Here is a 14,486-nt window from a genome sequence, read left to right on the forward strand (position 1 = left end):
CTGCCGCATCGAAGCGCCGTCTCTGCTCGTCGCGATATTGCTCAAGTTGCTCGACCGACTCGATGCCGACGCAAAGTTTAACCAGATTGAGTGGCATGCTGCGATCCGCCGCCTCTCTAGCCGAACATGCCAAGCATCCACCACCAGATGAAATCCAGAGGCAGGATGACGAGGAACGAAAGCAGCGCGAGCGCAAGACAGGCCCGCGCACCGGAGGCGAGCGGCACGTTGCCGAGCTGCATCCCGATAACGAAAGGCGGAACCTGATAGGGCATGATCACGGTCGAGAAGCCAACGACGATCAGGTTCATGACCTGAAAGAGCGGAAAGCCGCTCGCAGCGGAGAGTTCACTCGCGAGCGGCGCCAGCACCGCCGGCACGGCCGGCATGGTGGAGATCATGCCGAGGAAGGTGCCTAACCCGGCGATCACGGCAAAGGCCTCGGCGGGGTTTCCGGGTTCAAGTCCCTCGGCGGCGATGAGCTCGGCACCGACCCAGGTACCGAGACCGGACTGCGCGACCAGCGCCCCGACCGCGAGAATACCCGCGATATAGATCAGCGGATTGAACGAGATCTTCTGTCGATAGACATCGGGAGAAACCAGACCCGCGCCGGGCAACAGACAGACAATGCCGATCCCGAGAGAAATCCATGCCGGCGAGATTCCGTGCACCGCATCGGTCGCCCAGAGAACCAGCGCAATGGCAAGATAGAGCGCCATCTTCTTCTCGGAGAGGGTCATCCCAGCCCAGGTCGGCCCCGTCTCTTCCACCTCGTCCGCCTTCGGCTCGGCCGCTTCCCCGAACATCCAGGTGAGCAGCAGCGCGATCATCACCGCCTTGACGGCGCCGAGCACGGGAAAATGCAGCAGCAGATAGTCGAAATAACGGATCACCACACCGTGCGAGGTTTCGGCCGCGCCAACCAGGACATTGTTCGGGACATTGGAAGGAAGCACGCCGACGGAGCAGAGATAGGAGCTCAGGATCATCGCAAGGACCATGCCCTGCCGCCCCTTGCTGCCGTCGGCATACCCCAGCCGGTCCGCGAGGGCGAGAATGATCGGCATCAGCAGGACGATGCGCGACAGCGTCGAGGGCATGAGGAAGATCAGGACCACAGAGACCGTGACGATGCCGGCAATGACCGCACCGTAGCCGCCCGAAATCCGCGCCGTGATCGCCCGCGCGAGCCGCTTGCCGAGTCCGGTGACGTCGACTGCGGCGCCGATGATCAGGCCGCCGAAGACCAGCCAGAAGGCGCCCGAAGCGAATCCGGAAAACACCGTCGCGGGCGGCGCGATGGCGAAGACCATGGCGAGGAAGAAAAGCAGCATCGCCACCAGATGCTCGGCGATCGCCCCGGTCGCCCAGAGCCCGATGCAGAGCACCACCAGAGCGCCCGCCGGCGCCGCTCCGGGCGGCATGCCTTCCGGCGGCAGGAAGGCGAGCCAGGCGCCGATGGCCAAAACCGGCAACAGGATCAGGTGACGGGGCGCGAAACTCTGCATCTTCGGGATCTATCCAACTCTTTCGGACGGGACAATTCGGAACCGGACAGGTGCCCGGCCCCGTGCCGGCGGCTCAGCCCCCGCCGGCTTTCTCGAAGAGAAGCAGGTCCGCCCCCTCCTCGACCTGATCGCCGGCCGCAAAATGAAGCGCGGCCACCACACCGTCCTCCGGCGCGCGAATCACATGCTCCATCTTCATCGCCTCCAGCAACATCAGCGGATCGCCTTTGGACACTTCCGCGCCCGCAGCAACCTGCACCGCGATGAGCTTTCCTGGCATCGGTGCCGTGACATGGCCGGAATCCTCGCCCGCATCCGCACCGGAGGCCAGTGCGGATTTCAGATGATAGCGATGCGCCGCCCCACCCGAAAAGAGTGTCACACCATCACCGCCCGCGCGTAATTCGCCTTCGAACGTGACCCCATCGATCCGGACCGCGTAGCCTCCTTGTGCGGAGGGAAGAATCGTCACCAGCGCCGCATCGCCGTCATTCTCGAACAGGTATCCGGCGGCCACGATGCGGTAGGCGCGCTCGATCTCCTCACCGTCCCGCAGGAGTGTGATCCGGTGCAGCGGGGAATCGTTGAGGCGCCAGCCGTGCGCCAGCGCCCAGGGGGAGAAGGGATCACGGCTATGGCGGGCCATTTCGGCGGCCGCCACCCTCTGCGCCTCCATCGCGGCCGCGGCCGCGATCCGATGCAATCTCTCCTCGTCGCGCGGCGGCGCGGCGAGATCCGCGCCGTGGCGCTCGATGAATCGGGTGTCGAGTTCACCCGCGGCGAAAGCCGGATGGTCGACGATCCGCTTCAGGTAGGCGACATTGTTCGCGAGCCCGGCGATCCGGGTCTCTTCGAGGGCGCGCGAGAGCTTCCGCAGGGCCTCGGTCCGGTCCCGCCCGTGGGCGATCAGCTTGGCGATCATCGGATCGTAGTGAACGGTCACGGCATCGCCTTCCACAACGCCGCTATCGACACGAATGCCGTCCTCTTCCGCCGGGAAGGCCAGCCGCGTCAGGTGCCCGGTCTGGGGCAGGAAATCCCGTGCCGGATCCTCGGCATAGATCCGCACCTCGACCGCATGGCCGTTCGGACGAATCTCTCCCTGCGAAAGCGGCAGGACATGGCCCTCTGCCACCCGTAGCTGCCATGCGACGAGATCCTGACCAGTGATCATTTCCGTGACAGGATGCTCGACCTGGAGACGGGTGTTCATCTCCATGAAATAGAAACTGCCGTCCTCGTCCATGATGAACTCGACCGTGCCGGCGCCGACATAGTCGATCGCTTTCGCCGCGTTCACGGCGGCCTCCGCCATGGCGCTCCTGATTTCCTCGGCGAGTCCCGGCGCCGGCGCCTCCTCCACGACCTTCTGGTGGCGGCGCTGCACCGAGCAGTCCCGCTCGAAAAGATGCACGACATTGCCGTGCCGGTCCGCGAACACCTGCACTTCCACATGACGCGGGCGGGTCAGGTATTTTTCGATCAGCATGCGATCGTCGCCGAAAGCCGCCTTGGCCTCGCGCTTCGCGGCGGCAATCTCCGCTTCCAGATCCGGCTCCGATTCGACGACGCGCATGCCTTTGCCGCCGCCGCCGGCACTTGCCTTCAGCAAGACGGGAAAGCCGATCGCGAGGGCTTCTTTTTTCAGGATGCCTATATCCTGTTCGCCGCCATGATAGCCGGGCACCAAAGGCACGGCGGCCCTCGCCATGATCTCCTTCGCCGCCGCCTTCGAACCCATCGCCTCGATCGCCGGAACATCCGGTCCGACGAAAACGATCCCCGCCTCGGCGCAGGCTTTCGCGAAGCCCGCATTCTCTGAGAGGAAGCCGTAACCCGGATGAATGGCGTCGGCTCCCGCAAACCTCGCGGTTTCGATCAGGCGCGGAATGTCGAGATAGGATTTCGCCGCTTCCGCCGGCCCAATCGGATAAGCGGCATCAACTGCGGCAACATGCTGCGCCGACGCGTCCGCCTCGGAATAGACGGCGACGGTACGGATCCCCATGGCTTTCGCCGTCCGAGCGATACGGCAGGCTATCTCGCCCCGGTTGGCGATCAGGAGGGTGCGGATGGTCCGGATGCCGCTCATCGGGAAATCCAGTTCGGCTTGCGTTTCTCGAGAAAGGCGGCGAGGCCCTCGCGGCCTTCCGGCGATGCCCGCTGGTGAGCGATTCGCTGTGCCGCCTCACGGCGCGTGGTATCATCCACTTGGCGTCCGGCAATCTCCCGGAGCAGCGCTTTCGAGGCGCGGACAGCATCAGGGCCGGATTTCATGATCTCGCCGACTATTTTCGCAACCGCTCCGTCCAGTTCCTCCTGCGGATGGACCGCGTGAACAATTCCGATACGCTGCGCCTCGGCCGCCCCGATCCGCTCGCCGGTCTGGAACCAGCGATGTGCCTCGCGCACACCGATCGCCTGGATCACATACGGACTGATCACACCCGGAATGATCCCGAGCCGGACTTCGGAAAGAGCGAAGCTCGCGCTTTCCGAAGCCACAGCAATATCGCAACAGGTGCAAAGTCCGAAGCCGCCGCCCATGGCGGTTCCGTTCACCTTGGCGACAGTGGTCATCGGCAGGTTGTAGAGCGCGTCCATCATGTTCGAGAAGCGCATCGCATCCTCGAAATTGTCGTGCTCGCTATGGTCTGCCGCCCGCCTCATCCAGTTGAGGTCCCCGCCGGCCGAGAAGCTGGTCCCGCTGCCGGTCAGGATCAGCACGCGGACGTCGTCGCGCCCGGCCATGGCGCGGAACAGCACGTGCAGGTCTTTGATCAGGATCTCGTCGAAGGCATTGTGGATTTCGGGCCGGCTCAGCGTGACGGTGACGATGCCCGCCGCGTCCTCCACAAGGAGGCTTTCCGGCCGTTCCAATCGGTACTGGGTCTGCATGGACCTACATCCTGAAGATGCCGAACTTCGTCGGCTCGATCTCGCGGTTCAGCGAGGCTGAAATGGAAAGGCCGAGCACGGTGCGGGTATCGGCGGGGTCGATGATGCCGTCGTCCCAGAGCCGGGCACTCGCGTAGTAGGGATGCCCCTGGCTCTCATACTGCTCGCGGATTGGAGCCTTGAAGGCCTCTTCCTCGTCTTCCGGCCAGCCCTCACCCTTGGCCTCAAGACCGTCCCGGCGCACCTGGGCGAGAACGTTCGCCGCCTGCTCGCCGCCCATGACGGAGATCCGGGCGTTGGGCCACATGTAAAGCATGCGCGGACTGTAGGCCCGGCCGCACATGCCGTAGTTCCCGGCTCCGAAGGAGCCTCCGATGATCACTGTAAATTTCGGCACCTTTGCCGAGGCGACCGCGGTCACCAGCTTGGCGCCGTCCTTGGCGATGCCGCCGGCCTCGTATTTCCGCCCGACCATGAAGCCGGTGATGTTCTGCAGGAAGACGAGCGGAATGCCACGCTGGCAGCAGAGTTCGACGAAATGCGCCCCCTTCAGGGAGGATTCCGAGAACAGGATCCCGTTGTTGGCGACGATGCCGACAGGATAGCCCCAAAGATGCGCGAAGCCGGTTACCAGCGTGGTGCCATAGAGCGGTTTGAACTCGTCGAACTCGGAGCCGTCGACGATCCGGGCGATGATCTCGCGCACGTCGAACGGCTTGCGGCTGTCCTCCGAGACGACGCCATAGATCTCTTCCGCATCGTAGAGCGGCTCAACCGGCTCGCGGATGGCGACATTCGGATTCTTCACCCGGTTCAGATTTCCGACGATCCGCCGGGCGATGCCGAGCGCATGGGTATCGTCATTGGCGATATGGTCGGTCACGCCGGAGACGCGGGAATGCACGTCCGCACCGCCGAGATCCTCCGCGCTCACCACCTCGCCGGTCGCCGCCTTAACCAACGGCGGGCCGCCGAGGAAGATCGTGCCCTGCTCCTTCACGATGATGCTTTCGTCCGACATGGCCGGGACATAGGCACCGCCCGCCGTGCAGGAGCCCATCACCACCGCGATCTGCGGAATGCCGTCCGCCGACATGTTGGCCTGGTTGTAGAAGATGCGGCCGAAATGGTCGCGGTCCGGAAAGACCTCGTCCTGCGCCGGCAGGAAGGCACCGCCGGAATCGACCAGATAGATACAGGGCAATCGGTTCTGCCAGGCGATCTCCTGGGCCCGGAGATGCTTCTTCACCGTCATCGGGAAATAAGTGCCGCCCTTCACCGTCGCATCGTTGGCGACGATCATGACCTCCTGCCCCATGACCCGGCCGATGCCGGTGAGGATCCCCGCCGATGCGATATCGCCGGAATACATGCCATGCGCCGCGAGCTGGGAGAGTTCGAGCCAAGGCGCGCCGGGGTCGAGCAGGGTCCGGACACGTTCGCGCGGCAGCAGCTTGCCGCGCGCGACGTGACGGTCACGGCTCCGCATACCGCCGCCTTCCTTGGCGACGGCGACCTGGGCCTGAAGATCCGCAACAAGCCCCCGCATGTGTTCGGCGTTACGCCGGAAAGTCTCGTCCCGGCTGTTGAGCGCCGTCGTGAGAACACTCATTGAAATTCGCCTCTTACCAGCCGCCGGTGCTGAGCCAGCGCTCGATATGGTCGATCCGATCGGCGCCCCAGAACGGCTCACCGTCGACGATGAAATAAGGCGCGCCGCAGACGCCGGCCTCGATCGAGGCATCCACCTCGGTCTTCAGCTTCTCCTTCACGGCCGGATCGTTCAGCGCCGCCTTCAGTTCCTCAGGATCGACGCCGTTTGCGGCGGCGATCTCGATCACCGCCTCGGCGCTGTTGATGGCCTTTTTCTCCTGAAAGGCCGCATTGAACAGCGCCAGCGCGACCTTCTGCGCCAGGGCCTCGTCCTTTGATTTCAGCCACCAGACGGCACGCGCCGCGGCGACGGAAAGGAAGGGGAAGCTGTCGGGAAACTGCATCGGCACCCCGAACATCCGCGCGCAGCGATCGAGATCGCGGCGGGCATAAGCGCCTTTCAGCGGCTGATCCATCAACGGCTTGTTGCCGTTCATCTTGAAGACGGCACCGAGCAGGGTCGGCCGCCAATCGACCTCGCGGCCGTAGAGCTTGGCCACGTCGTTGATCTTGTGCGCGGCCAGATAGGCGAAGGGCGAGGAAAAGTCGAAGTAGAAGAGGATCGGATCGCCGCCCGTGTCACTCCCGGTCATGGTTTCGCTCCCTTGTATGCGTGCCGCCTACCAGGGCAGCCCGGTTCCGTCGTAGTTGAAGAAACGCCCGTTGTCGGAGGGCTTGAGATTGTCGATCACCGATTTGATCCCGGCCGCGCTCTCCGTCGCCAGGACAGGGGCAGAAGGACCGCCCATATCGGTGCGGACGTGTCCCGGATGGAACATGACCGCCGTGACTCCTTTCGGCGCGAACTCAAGCGAGAGACACTTTACCGCCATGTTCAGGGCCGTCTTGGAGGACCGGTACATGTAGGACCCGCCGGTACATTCGGCGACCGAACCCATTTTCGAGCTGATATAGGCCATCTGCTTGCGCTCGCCCGCGAGCACGTTCGCCATCAGCGCCTCGGAAACCCGCATGGGCCCGAACACATTGGCGTCCATTGTCTCCGCCCAGTTGCCGTAATCGATCTCGGAGAGAGTGGAGCCCCGGTGATTGATGCCTGCATTGTTCAGCACCACATCAATTGGCCGGTCCCCAAGCTGCTCCGCGAGAGCGGCAACGCTCGCCGGATCGGTGACGTCGAGAGCGACAATCTCGACACCGCCGACCGCTTTCAGATCCGTCGCGTTCTCCGGTTTCCGGCAGGTGCCGATGACGTTCCAGCCGTCCGCGGCGTAGGCGCGGGCGAGCTCGAGACCGATCCCGCGATTGGCTCCGGTGATGAGAACTGTCGGCATGGAAATCTCCTCAGCGTTCGTTGCCCTGCGGGCGATGGACCGTCTTTGCCGTCACTTCGACCTCGACCCGCATCTGTTCCTCCGCGAGGTCGCAGATGATCGTGGTGTTGGCCGGCCGCGCGGCGTCGCAATACTTTTTGATGATCGGCTTGATCCGGTCGAACTCTTCTCGGCTTGCCACGAAGATCCGAACCCGGAGCATGTTCTCGAGGTTGCTGTGCGCCTGGACGAGCGCTCGCTGGATATTATGAAAGCAGAGTTCGGCCTGTTCCTCGACACTATCGGGGAAGCTCATGGTTTCGGGATTGAAGCCGGTCGTCCCCGAGACATAGACCATGTCGCCATCGACGACGGCGCGGGCATAGCCGGCCATCTCCTCGAATGGCGAACCGGAATAGATGCGCTTGCCGATCATGTGTCCTCCCCGACGGTGCGGCACAGGCTACCGTCTCTCTCCGACCGTTACGTGACAACCCTCGACATGGTCATCGACCATGCCCATCGCCTGCATGAATGCATAGCAGGTCGTCGGCCCGACAAAGCTCCAGCCGCGCTTCTTCAGATCTTTCGAAAGTGCCGTCGATTCCGGTGTCACCGCCATCTGCCGGAGCGTCGGATAGTCGAGCCTCTCCGGCCCCCGGTGTTCTGCCCGGAACTGCCAGACATAGTCGGAAAGCGAGCCCTCCTTCTCGATCAGCTCGATTGCCCGGCGTGCATTGTTGATGGTGGAGACGATCTTGCCGCGATGACGGATAATCCCCGCATCCTTCACGCAGCGTTCGATATCGGCTTCCCCGAACGAGGCCACCTTTGCGATTTCGAAATTGGCGAAAGCGGCGCGAAAGTTCTCCCGCTTGCGGAGGATCGTCAGCCAGGAGAGACCGGATTGGAAGCCTTCGAGACAGATCTTCTCGAACAGCGTCCGGTCGTCGCGCACCCGCTGGCCCCACTCGGTATCGTGGTAGTGACGATAGAGATCGTCCCCAGCGCACCACCAGCAACGCGGTTTGCCGTCCGCCTCGATGACGAGGCCGTTATCGTGTTCGATGGCCAATTGGCCCTCCCCGTCAGGCGGTTTCCTTGAACAGTTCGCGCCCGATCAGCATGCGGCGGATCTCGCTGGTCCCGGCGCCGATCTCGTAGAGCTTGGCGTCGCGCAACAGGCGGCCGGTCGCGGTCTCGTTGATATAGCCGGTGCCGCCAAGGCACTGGATCGCCTCCAGCGCCATCCAGGTCGCCTTCTCCGCGGCATAGAGGATCGCGCCGGCCGCGTCCTTGCGGGTGACCTCGCCCCGGTCGCAGGCCTTGGCGACCGCGTAGACATAGGCCTTGGCCGAATTCATCGTCACATACATGTCGGCGATCTTGCCCTGCATGAGCTGGAACTCGCCGATCGGTTTGCCGAACTGTTTGCGCTCGTGGAGGTACGGCACGACGATATCCATGCAGGCCTGCATGATGCCGAGGGACCCGGCAGCGAGCACCGCGCGCTCGAAATCAAGGCCGCTCATCAGCACCCGCACGCCGCCATTCAGCTTGCCGAGGACGTTCTCCTCCGGCACCTCGCAATCCTCGAACACCAGCTCGCAGGTGTTCGATCCCCGCATGCCGAGCTTGTCCAGCTTCTGCGCCGTCGAGAACCCTTTGAAGCCCTTTTCGATCAGGAATGCGGTGATGCCGTGCTGATGCGCGTCGGGATCGGTCTTGGCATAGACCACCAGCGTGTCGGCATCGGGACCGTTGGTGATCCACATCTTGTTGCCGTTGAGGACGTAGCGGTCGCCCTTCTTCACGGCGCGCAGCTTCATCGAGACGACGTCCGACCCGGCGCCCGGCTCACTCATCGCCAGCGCGCCGACATTCTCGCCCGAGATCAGCTTCGGCAGATATTTGCGCTTTTGCTCCTCGGTGCCGTTGATGCGGATCTGGTTCACGCAGAGATTGGAATGGGCGCCGTAGCTGAGCCCGACCGAGGCCGAGGCCCGACTGATCTCCTCCATGGCGACGGAATGCTCGAGATAGCCCATGCCGGCGCCGCCATATTCCTCGCCGACCGTAACGCCGAGCACACCGAGATCGCCCAGCTTCGGCCAGAGATCCATCGGAAACTCGTTTGTCCGGTCGATATCGGCGGCCCGCGGCGCAATCTCGTCCGCCGAGAAGGATCGCACCGCGTCGCGCAGCATGTCGGCAGTCTCGCCCAGATCGTAATTCAGGGACGGAATGTCGTTCGGGATCATCCTCTGTTTCCTCCGCTGCGGATCTTTGTCCGCTCCGTAAATATTGTTCCGATCAGTAGACATTTGGGCCGTCGTCGCGGCCATGCATCAGCATCAGAGTGCCGAGCGCGGTGGCGACCAGTTTCTCGCTCCCGTTCTTCTCGGCATGGATATCGGCCTGGCAGACCACCAGCGAGCGCCCGGGGCGAACAACTTTCGCTCGCGCCACCAGCCGGTCCCCGTCGCCGGGCGAGACGATGTTCATCTTGTATTCGACGGTGAGGATGCTGGCATCGGCGGGGGCGAGCGTAAAGGCGGCATAGCCGCAGGCATTGTCCGCCAGCGTGCCGATCACGCCGCCATGAAAGAATCCGTGCTGCTGGGTCAGTTCCTCGCGATAAGGCAGAACGATCTCGCATCGCCCCGCTTCGACTTCCGTCAACACAGCCCCGATATGCGTCATGAAAGCCTGACGCGCGAAACTCTCACGCACCCGGACGGCGAAGTCGGGATTGGGGGTGCGGAGCGCGACCATCGGACTCTCGTTGACGTTCACGTCAATCATTTGCCTGCCCCGAGAGATCCGTCAATGTCTGAATGCAGCTTGCTTCGACGGAATCGAGCTCTTCGAGAATGCTGGTCAATTCCCGCACCTGCTCCTGCAACTTCGCGCGGCGCGCCCTCAGCTTACCGAGCAGCAGCAGGATCTGGCGCTCCTCGCCGCGTTCGGCATCGTAGAGATCGATGATTTCACGGATTTCCTCAAGCGCCAGGCCGAGCCGACGCCCCCGGGCAATGAGGCCCAACCGCACCCGGTCGCGCTGGCTGAAAAGCCGCGTACGGCCACGCCGCGCCGGCGCGATCAGCCCGACGGACTCGTAGTGCCGGATTGCCCGGGTGGTCAGCCCGAACTCGCGCGCAAGATCCGCCGTGGTGATTTCCTTCAGCATGGAGCAAGGAGATCACCGATTGACGTCCACGTCAATTAGGCAAGTCAGATGAGGAACAGCGCCGCCAGACCGAGGAAGGTAAAAAACCCGACCACGTCGGTCACCGTTGTGAGAAAAACCGTCGAAGCCACGGCGGGATCGACTTTCATGCGTTCCAGCGTGATCGGGATCAACGTTCCGGACAACCCGGCGACGAAGAGATTGATGACCATCGCCAGCGCCATCACCGCCGCGATCTCCCAGTCGCCGAACCAGAGCCAGCAGACACCCGCGGCGATGATCGCGAACATGATCCCGTTCAGCGAGCCGACGGTCATCTCCTTGATGACGAACTTGAGCGCATTGGTCGAACTGAGCTCGCGCATCGAGATCGCGCGAACCGCCACCGTCAGCGTCTGGGTTCCCGCGTTACCGCCCATCGAGGCAACGATCGGCATCAGGATCGCGAGTGCCACAATCTTGTCGATCGTGGTCTCGAACGCGCCGATCACGCCGGAGGCGAGTATCGCCGTCACCAAGTTGACTGCGAGCCAGGAGAACCGGCTGCGTGTGGTGTTCAGCAGCCCTCCATGGAGATCGTCATTGGCAACACCGCCGAGGCGCAGGATGTCTTCCTCGGCCTCTTCGTTCATCACCTCGACCACGTCATCCACCGTGATCATGCCGAGCAGCCGGTCATGTGCGTCGATGACCGGCGCGGAGACCAGACCGTATTGCCGGAACAGCATGGCGACGTCTTCCTGGTCCATCACCACAGGAACCTTGTGGAAGTCCGTCTGCATGATGTCCTCGACCAGCACCGGACGCTTGGTCCGGAGCAGGCGGCTCAGAGAGAGCTTGCCGAGCGGGCGGCGCGCCGGGTCAATGACGAAGATATCGTAGAACGAGTTCGGCAGCGCCGCATTGGTCCGCAGGAAATCGATCGTCTGGCCGACGGTCCAGTGCTCCGGCACGGTCACCAGTTCGCGCTGCATCAGGCGGCCTGCGGTTTCGTCCTCGTAATTGAGCCCTTCCTCGACGATCGCGCGCTCGCTCTCGGGCAGAACCTCGAGCAGCCGGGCCTGCTCTTCCTCGTCCAGCTCGCCGAGGATCTCGACGGCGTCGTCGGACTCCAGCTTCTGGAATGCGAGCTTCAGCACTTCCTCGTCGAGCAGCGGGATCACTTCCTCGCGCACCCGGTCATCGAGATAGGTCAGGGTCTCCGGGTCGAAATAGCGCCCGAGCACCGTGACCAGCCGCTCGCGCGCGCGGCCCGAATAGCGCTCGATAAGGTCGGCATGATCGGCTGCGTGAAGCGGTCGAACGAGGCGGTAGAGCTGGCGCGGATTGTCCTCCGCGAGCGCCTCGGCAACGGCGCGCTCCAGTTCCGGCGTCAGGCCGTAAAGCTTGGAGGCGGCCACACTGTCATAGACGGCGAGCTCCTGCTCCAGATCCTTGATCCGGCGCTTCAGCTTCTTTTGCTTGCGCTTCGCTCTGCGCGCACGCTGAACGGCGAGATCGTTTTCCGACGCCCCCTTCGATTCGGGCGCGGCCGCCTTCACGTTCGGCGATTCCGGTCCGTTCGGGGTTTCGTCGGTCATCCCGTCATTCCTTCTTGGAACGGGCCTGATGATGCGCCTGCGCGTCGACCACCGCGACCGCCGCCATGTTCACGATGCCGCGCACCGTGACCGAGGACGGCAGGATATGCATCGGATAGGCGGTGCCGAGCAGCATGGGGCCGACGGACAGGCCGCGCCCAAGGGTCTTCAGCAGATTGAAGGAGATGTTGGCCGCATCGATGCTCGGCATGACGAGAAGGTTTGCCGCTCCCGTGAGCCCGGCCTTCGGAAAGGCCCGCTCGCGGATCGACTCCGAGAGTGCCGCGTCCGCATGCATCTCGCCCTCGATCTCGACATCCGGGTAGTGCTTCTTCAGCGCCGCCACGGATTCGCGCATACGCACGGCCGATTCCAGGCTCGAAGAGCCGAAATTCGAGTGCGAGAGCAGCGCCACCTTGGGCTCGATGCCGAAGCTGCGAACCTCGGTAAGGGCGAGGCCAACCATCTCGATCAGGTCCGAGGCGGAGGGCTTCGGATTGACATGGGTATCGAGAATGAAGACCGGCCCCTGCGGCATGATCAGAAGGCTGAGCGCGGCGCAGCGATGCACGCCCTGTCGCGGACCGATGACGTCTATCACCTCGACCAGATGATCGCGCCAGCGTCCGATGGCGCCGCAGATCCCGGCGTCGGCCTCGCCGCGGCAGACCATCACGGAGGAGATCGCCGTCGGCCGGTTGCGCATGATTTGCCGCGCCCGGTCAGGCGAAACGCCGCGACGGGCCATCATGTCGTGGTAGGTCTCGGCGAAACTGTCCAGCCGCTCGTCCGCCTGCATATCGACGATGTCGATATCGACATCCGGACGCATACGCAGATGCAGCTCCTCAATCTTCTCGGCGATCACGTTGCGCCGGCCGACCAGAATCGGACGGGCGATCTGCTCGTCGACCACAGTCTGCGCCGCGCGGAGGATGCGGTCCTCCTCACCCTCGGCGAAGGCGACACGCTTCGGATCCTGCTTGGCGGAGAGAACGATCGGCCGCATCACCTGGCCGGAACGGTAGACGAACTGGCTGAGCTTCTCGTGATACCAGCCGAAATCGTCGAGCGGCATGGTCGCGACCCCGCTCTCCATCGCCGCCTTGGCGACACGCGGCGCGATCTCGAGGATCAGGCGCGGATCGAACGGCTTCGGGATCAGATAGTCCGGCCCGAAGGTCGGCGCCTCGCCGCCATAGGCGCTCGCAACCACATCGGTGACTTCCTGCTGCGCCAGATCGGCAATCGCCTCGACGGCCGCAATCTTCATTTCCTCGTTGATCGTCGTCGCCCCGACATCGAGCGCACCGCGGAAGATGTAGGGGAAGCAAAGGACGTTGTTCACCTGATTCGGATAGTCAGAACGGCCGGTGCAGATCAGCGCGTCGGGCCGCACCTCACGGACATCTTCCGGCAGGATCTCGGGATCCGGATTGGCGAGCGCCAGAACCAGCGGGTCCTTCGCCATCTTCTCGACCATCTCGCGCTTCAGCACGCCGGGCGCGGACAGCCCGAGAAAAACGTCGGCGCCGTCGATCACATCGCCAAGCGTGCGGGCGTCCGTGTCCTGTGCGAAGGGCTCGAGATGCGCGTTCATTGCGGCGCGGCCCTTGTAGACGACACCGTCGATATCGGTGACGGTGATATTCTCGTATTTGACGCCCATAGAGACGAGCAGCTTCAGGCACGCGAGCGCGGCGGCGCCGGCACCGGAGGTGACAAGCTTGATCTCTTCCAGCTTCTTTTCGACGCAGCGCAGACCGCTCAGGATCGCCGCGGCGACGATGATCGCCGTGCCGTGCTGATCGTCATGGAAGACCGGGATGTTCATCCGCGCGCGCAGTTTCTCCTCGATCTCGAAACATTCCGGCGCCTTGATGTCCTCGAGATTGATGCCGCCGAATGTCGGCTCCAGCGCCGCGACCACGTCGCAGAATTTGTCGACGTCGGTCTCATCGACCTCAAGGTCGAAAACATCGATATAAGCGAATTTCTTGAATAGAACCGCCTTGCCTTCCATCACCGGCTTGGAAGCCAGCGGGCCGATATTTCCAAGACCGAGCACGGCAGTACCGTTGGTCACCACGCCGACGAGGTTGCCGCGGGCCGTCAGGTTGCGGACTTCGGACGGGTCCTCGGCGATCGCGGTGCAGGCATAGGCGACCCCCGGGGAATAGGCGAGCGACAGATCGCGCTGCGTCGCGAGAGGCTTGGTCGCTTCGACCGTCAGCTTCCCTGGCCGCGGATGCTTGTGAAAATACAGTGCCGCGTCCTTCAATCCTTCAGCCACAATGGCTCTCCCCGATCAGATCTGCATCCGTCTCTTGGATAGACCGACGCCGTCCGGAACGCCACAGCCTATTGCGGCGCCGTAAGG

Annotated in this window: 14 protein-coding genes (1 of these 14 cut by a window edge); all 14 read right to left on the bottom strand. The window is 63.5% G+C overall.

All coding sequences use genetic code 11. From position 1 onward, the window contains the following. Positions 1-97 carry the 5' portion of a DUF1489 family protein gene (locus NUH88_RS04220; protein ID WP_257770149.1) on the bottom strand. Its footprint begins 344 nt before the window's first position, so 97 of the gene's 441 nt are visible here — the first part of the coding sequence; its start codon is at positions 95-97; its stop codon lies beyond the left edge, outside the window. Positions 98-116: 19 nt separating this feature from the next. Beyond that, positions 117-1,511 carry an SLC13 family permease gene (locus tag NUH88_RS04225; RefSeq protein WP_257770150.1) on the bottom strand — a complete coding sequence of 465 codons (1,395 nt, stop codon included), beginning with the start codon at positions 1,509-1,511 and terminating at the stop codon, positions 117-119. 73 nt (positions 1,512-1,584) lie between these two features. Further along, positions 1,585-3,603, bottom strand: a complete 2,019-nt coding sequence (locus NUH88_RS04230; protein WP_257770151.1) for an acetyl-CoA carboxylase biotin carboxylase subunit — start codon at positions 3,601-3,603, stop codon at positions 1,585-1,587. After that, positions 3,600-4,409, bottom strand: a complete 810-nt coding sequence (locus tag NUH88_RS04235; protein ID WP_257770152.1) for an enoyl-CoA hydratase/isomerase family protein — start codon at positions 4,407-4,409, stop codon at positions 3,600-3,602. Before NUH88_RS04235 ends, NUH88_RS04230 begins: the two co-directional genes overlap by 4 nt. A 4-nt stretch (positions 4,410-4,413) precedes the next feature. Further along, positions 4,414-6,021: a carboxyl transferase domain-containing protein gene (locus NUH88_RS04240; protein ID WP_257770153.1), complete on the bottom strand. Its 1,608-nt coding sequence runs from the start codon at positions 6,019-6,021 to the stop codon at positions 4,414-4,416. 13 nt (positions 6,022-6,034) lie between these two features. After that, entirely contained in the window at positions 6,035-6,655 is a 621-nt protein-coding gene (locus tag NUH88_RS04245) for a 2-hydroxychromene-2-carboxylate isomerase (protein ID WP_257770154.1), read from the bottom strand. Between the two features lie 27 nt (positions 6,656-6,682). Then, positions 6,683-7,357, bottom strand: coding sequence for an SDR family oxidoreductase (locus NUH88_RS04250; RefSeq protein ID WP_257770155.1), 675 nt, complete (start codon positions 7,355-7,357; stop codon positions 6,683-6,685). A 10-nt stretch (positions 7,358-7,367) separates the two neighbouring features. Continuing rightward, positions 7,368-7,772, bottom strand: a complete 405-nt coding sequence (locus tag NUH88_RS04255; protein WP_257770157.1) for a RidA family protein — start codon at positions 7,770-7,772, stop codon at positions 7,368-7,370. Positions 7,773-7,799: 27 nt separating this feature from the next. Beyond that, positions 7,800-8,411 carry a DNA-3-methyladenine glycosylase I gene (locus NUH88_RS04260; protein WP_257770159.1) on the bottom strand — a complete coding sequence of 204 codons (612 nt, stop codon included), beginning with the start codon at positions 8,409-8,411 and terminating at the stop codon, positions 7,800-7,802. Positions 8,412-8,424: 13 nt separating this feature from the next. After that, entirely contained in the window at positions 8,425-9,597 is a 1,173-nt protein-coding gene (locus NUH88_RS04265) for an isovaleryl-CoA dehydrogenase (protein ID WP_257770161.1), read from the bottom strand. A gap of 52 nt (positions 9,598-9,649) precedes the next feature. Then, a complete protein-coding gene (locus NUH88_RS04270; RefSeq protein ID WP_257770162.1) occupies positions 9,650-10,141 on the bottom strand; it encodes a PaaI family thioesterase in 492 nt (163 codons plus the stop codon). Next, a complete protein-coding gene (locus NUH88_RS04275) occupies positions 10,134-10,526 on the bottom strand; it encodes a MerR family transcriptional regulator (RefSeq protein WP_257770163.1) in 393 nt (130 codons plus the stop codon). The genes NUH88_RS04270 and NUH88_RS04275 overlap by 8 nt, the downstream gene beginning before the upstream one ends. A 44-nt stretch (positions 10,527-10,570) precedes the next feature. Beyond that, positions 10,571-12,106, bottom strand: a complete 1,536-nt coding sequence (gene mgtE, locus NUH88_RS04280) for a magnesium transporter (RefSeq protein ID WP_257770164.1) — start codon at positions 12,104-12,106, stop codon at positions 10,571-10,573. Between the two features lie 4 nt (positions 12,107-12,110). Further along, entirely contained in the window at positions 12,111-14,399 is a 2,289-nt protein-coding gene (locus tag NUH88_RS04285; protein WP_257770165.1) for an NADP-dependent malic enzyme, read from the bottom strand. Positions 14,400-14,486 lie beyond the last annotated feature (87 nt).

Source organism: Nisaea acidiphila (assembly GCF_024662015.1).
Classification (GTDB): Bacteria; Pseudomonadota; Alphaproteobacteria; order Thalassobaculales; family Thalassobaculaceae; genus Nisaea; species Nisaea acidiphila.

Excerpts from the sequence above, each read along its gene's own strand:
- NUH88_RS04225 (WP_257770150.1), bottom strand. The coding sequence starts at position 1,511 with ATGCAGAGTTTCGCGCCCCGTCACCTGATCCTGTTGCCGGTTTTGGCC.
- NUH88_RS04230 (WP_257770151.1), bottom strand. The coding sequence starts at position 3,603 with ATGAGCGGCATCCGGACCATCCGCACCCTCCTGATCGCCAACCGGGGC.
- NUH88_RS04235 (WP_257770152.1), bottom strand. The coding sequence starts at position 4,409 with ATGCAGACCCAGTACCGATTGGAACGGCCGGAAAGCCTCCTTGTGGAG.
- NUH88_RS04240 (WP_257770153.1), bottom strand. The coding sequence starts at position 6,021 with ATGAGTGTTCTCACGACGGCGCTCAACAGCCGGGACGAGACTTTCCGG.
- NUH88_RS04245 (WP_257770154.1), bottom strand. The coding sequence starts at position 6,655 with ATGACCGGGAGTGACACGGGCGGCGATCCGATCCTCTTCTACTTCGAC.
- NUH88_RS04250 (WP_257770155.1), bottom strand. The coding sequence starts at position 7,357 with ATGCCGACAGTTCTCATCACCGGAGCCAATCGCGGGATCGGTCTCGAG.
- NUH88_RS04255 (WP_257770157.1), bottom strand. The coding sequence starts at position 7,772 with ATGATCGGCAAGCGCATCTATTCCGGTTCGCCATTCGAGGAGATGGCC.
- NUH88_RS04265 (WP_257770161.1), bottom strand. The coding sequence starts at position 9,597 with ATGATCCCGAACGACATTCCGTCCCTGAATTACGATCTGGGCGAGACT.
- NUH88_RS04270 (WP_257770162.1), bottom strand. The coding sequence starts at position 10,141 with ATGATTGACGTGAACGTCAACGAGAGTCCGATGGTCGCGCTCCGCACC.
- NUH88_RS04275 (WP_257770163.1), bottom strand. The coding sequence starts at position 10,526 with ATGCTGAAGGAAATCACCACGGCGGATCTTGCGCGCGAGTTCGGGCTG.
- mgtE (WP_257770164.1), bottom strand. The coding sequence starts at position 12,106 with ATGACCGACGAAACCCCGAACGGACCGGAATCGCCGAACGTGAAGGCG.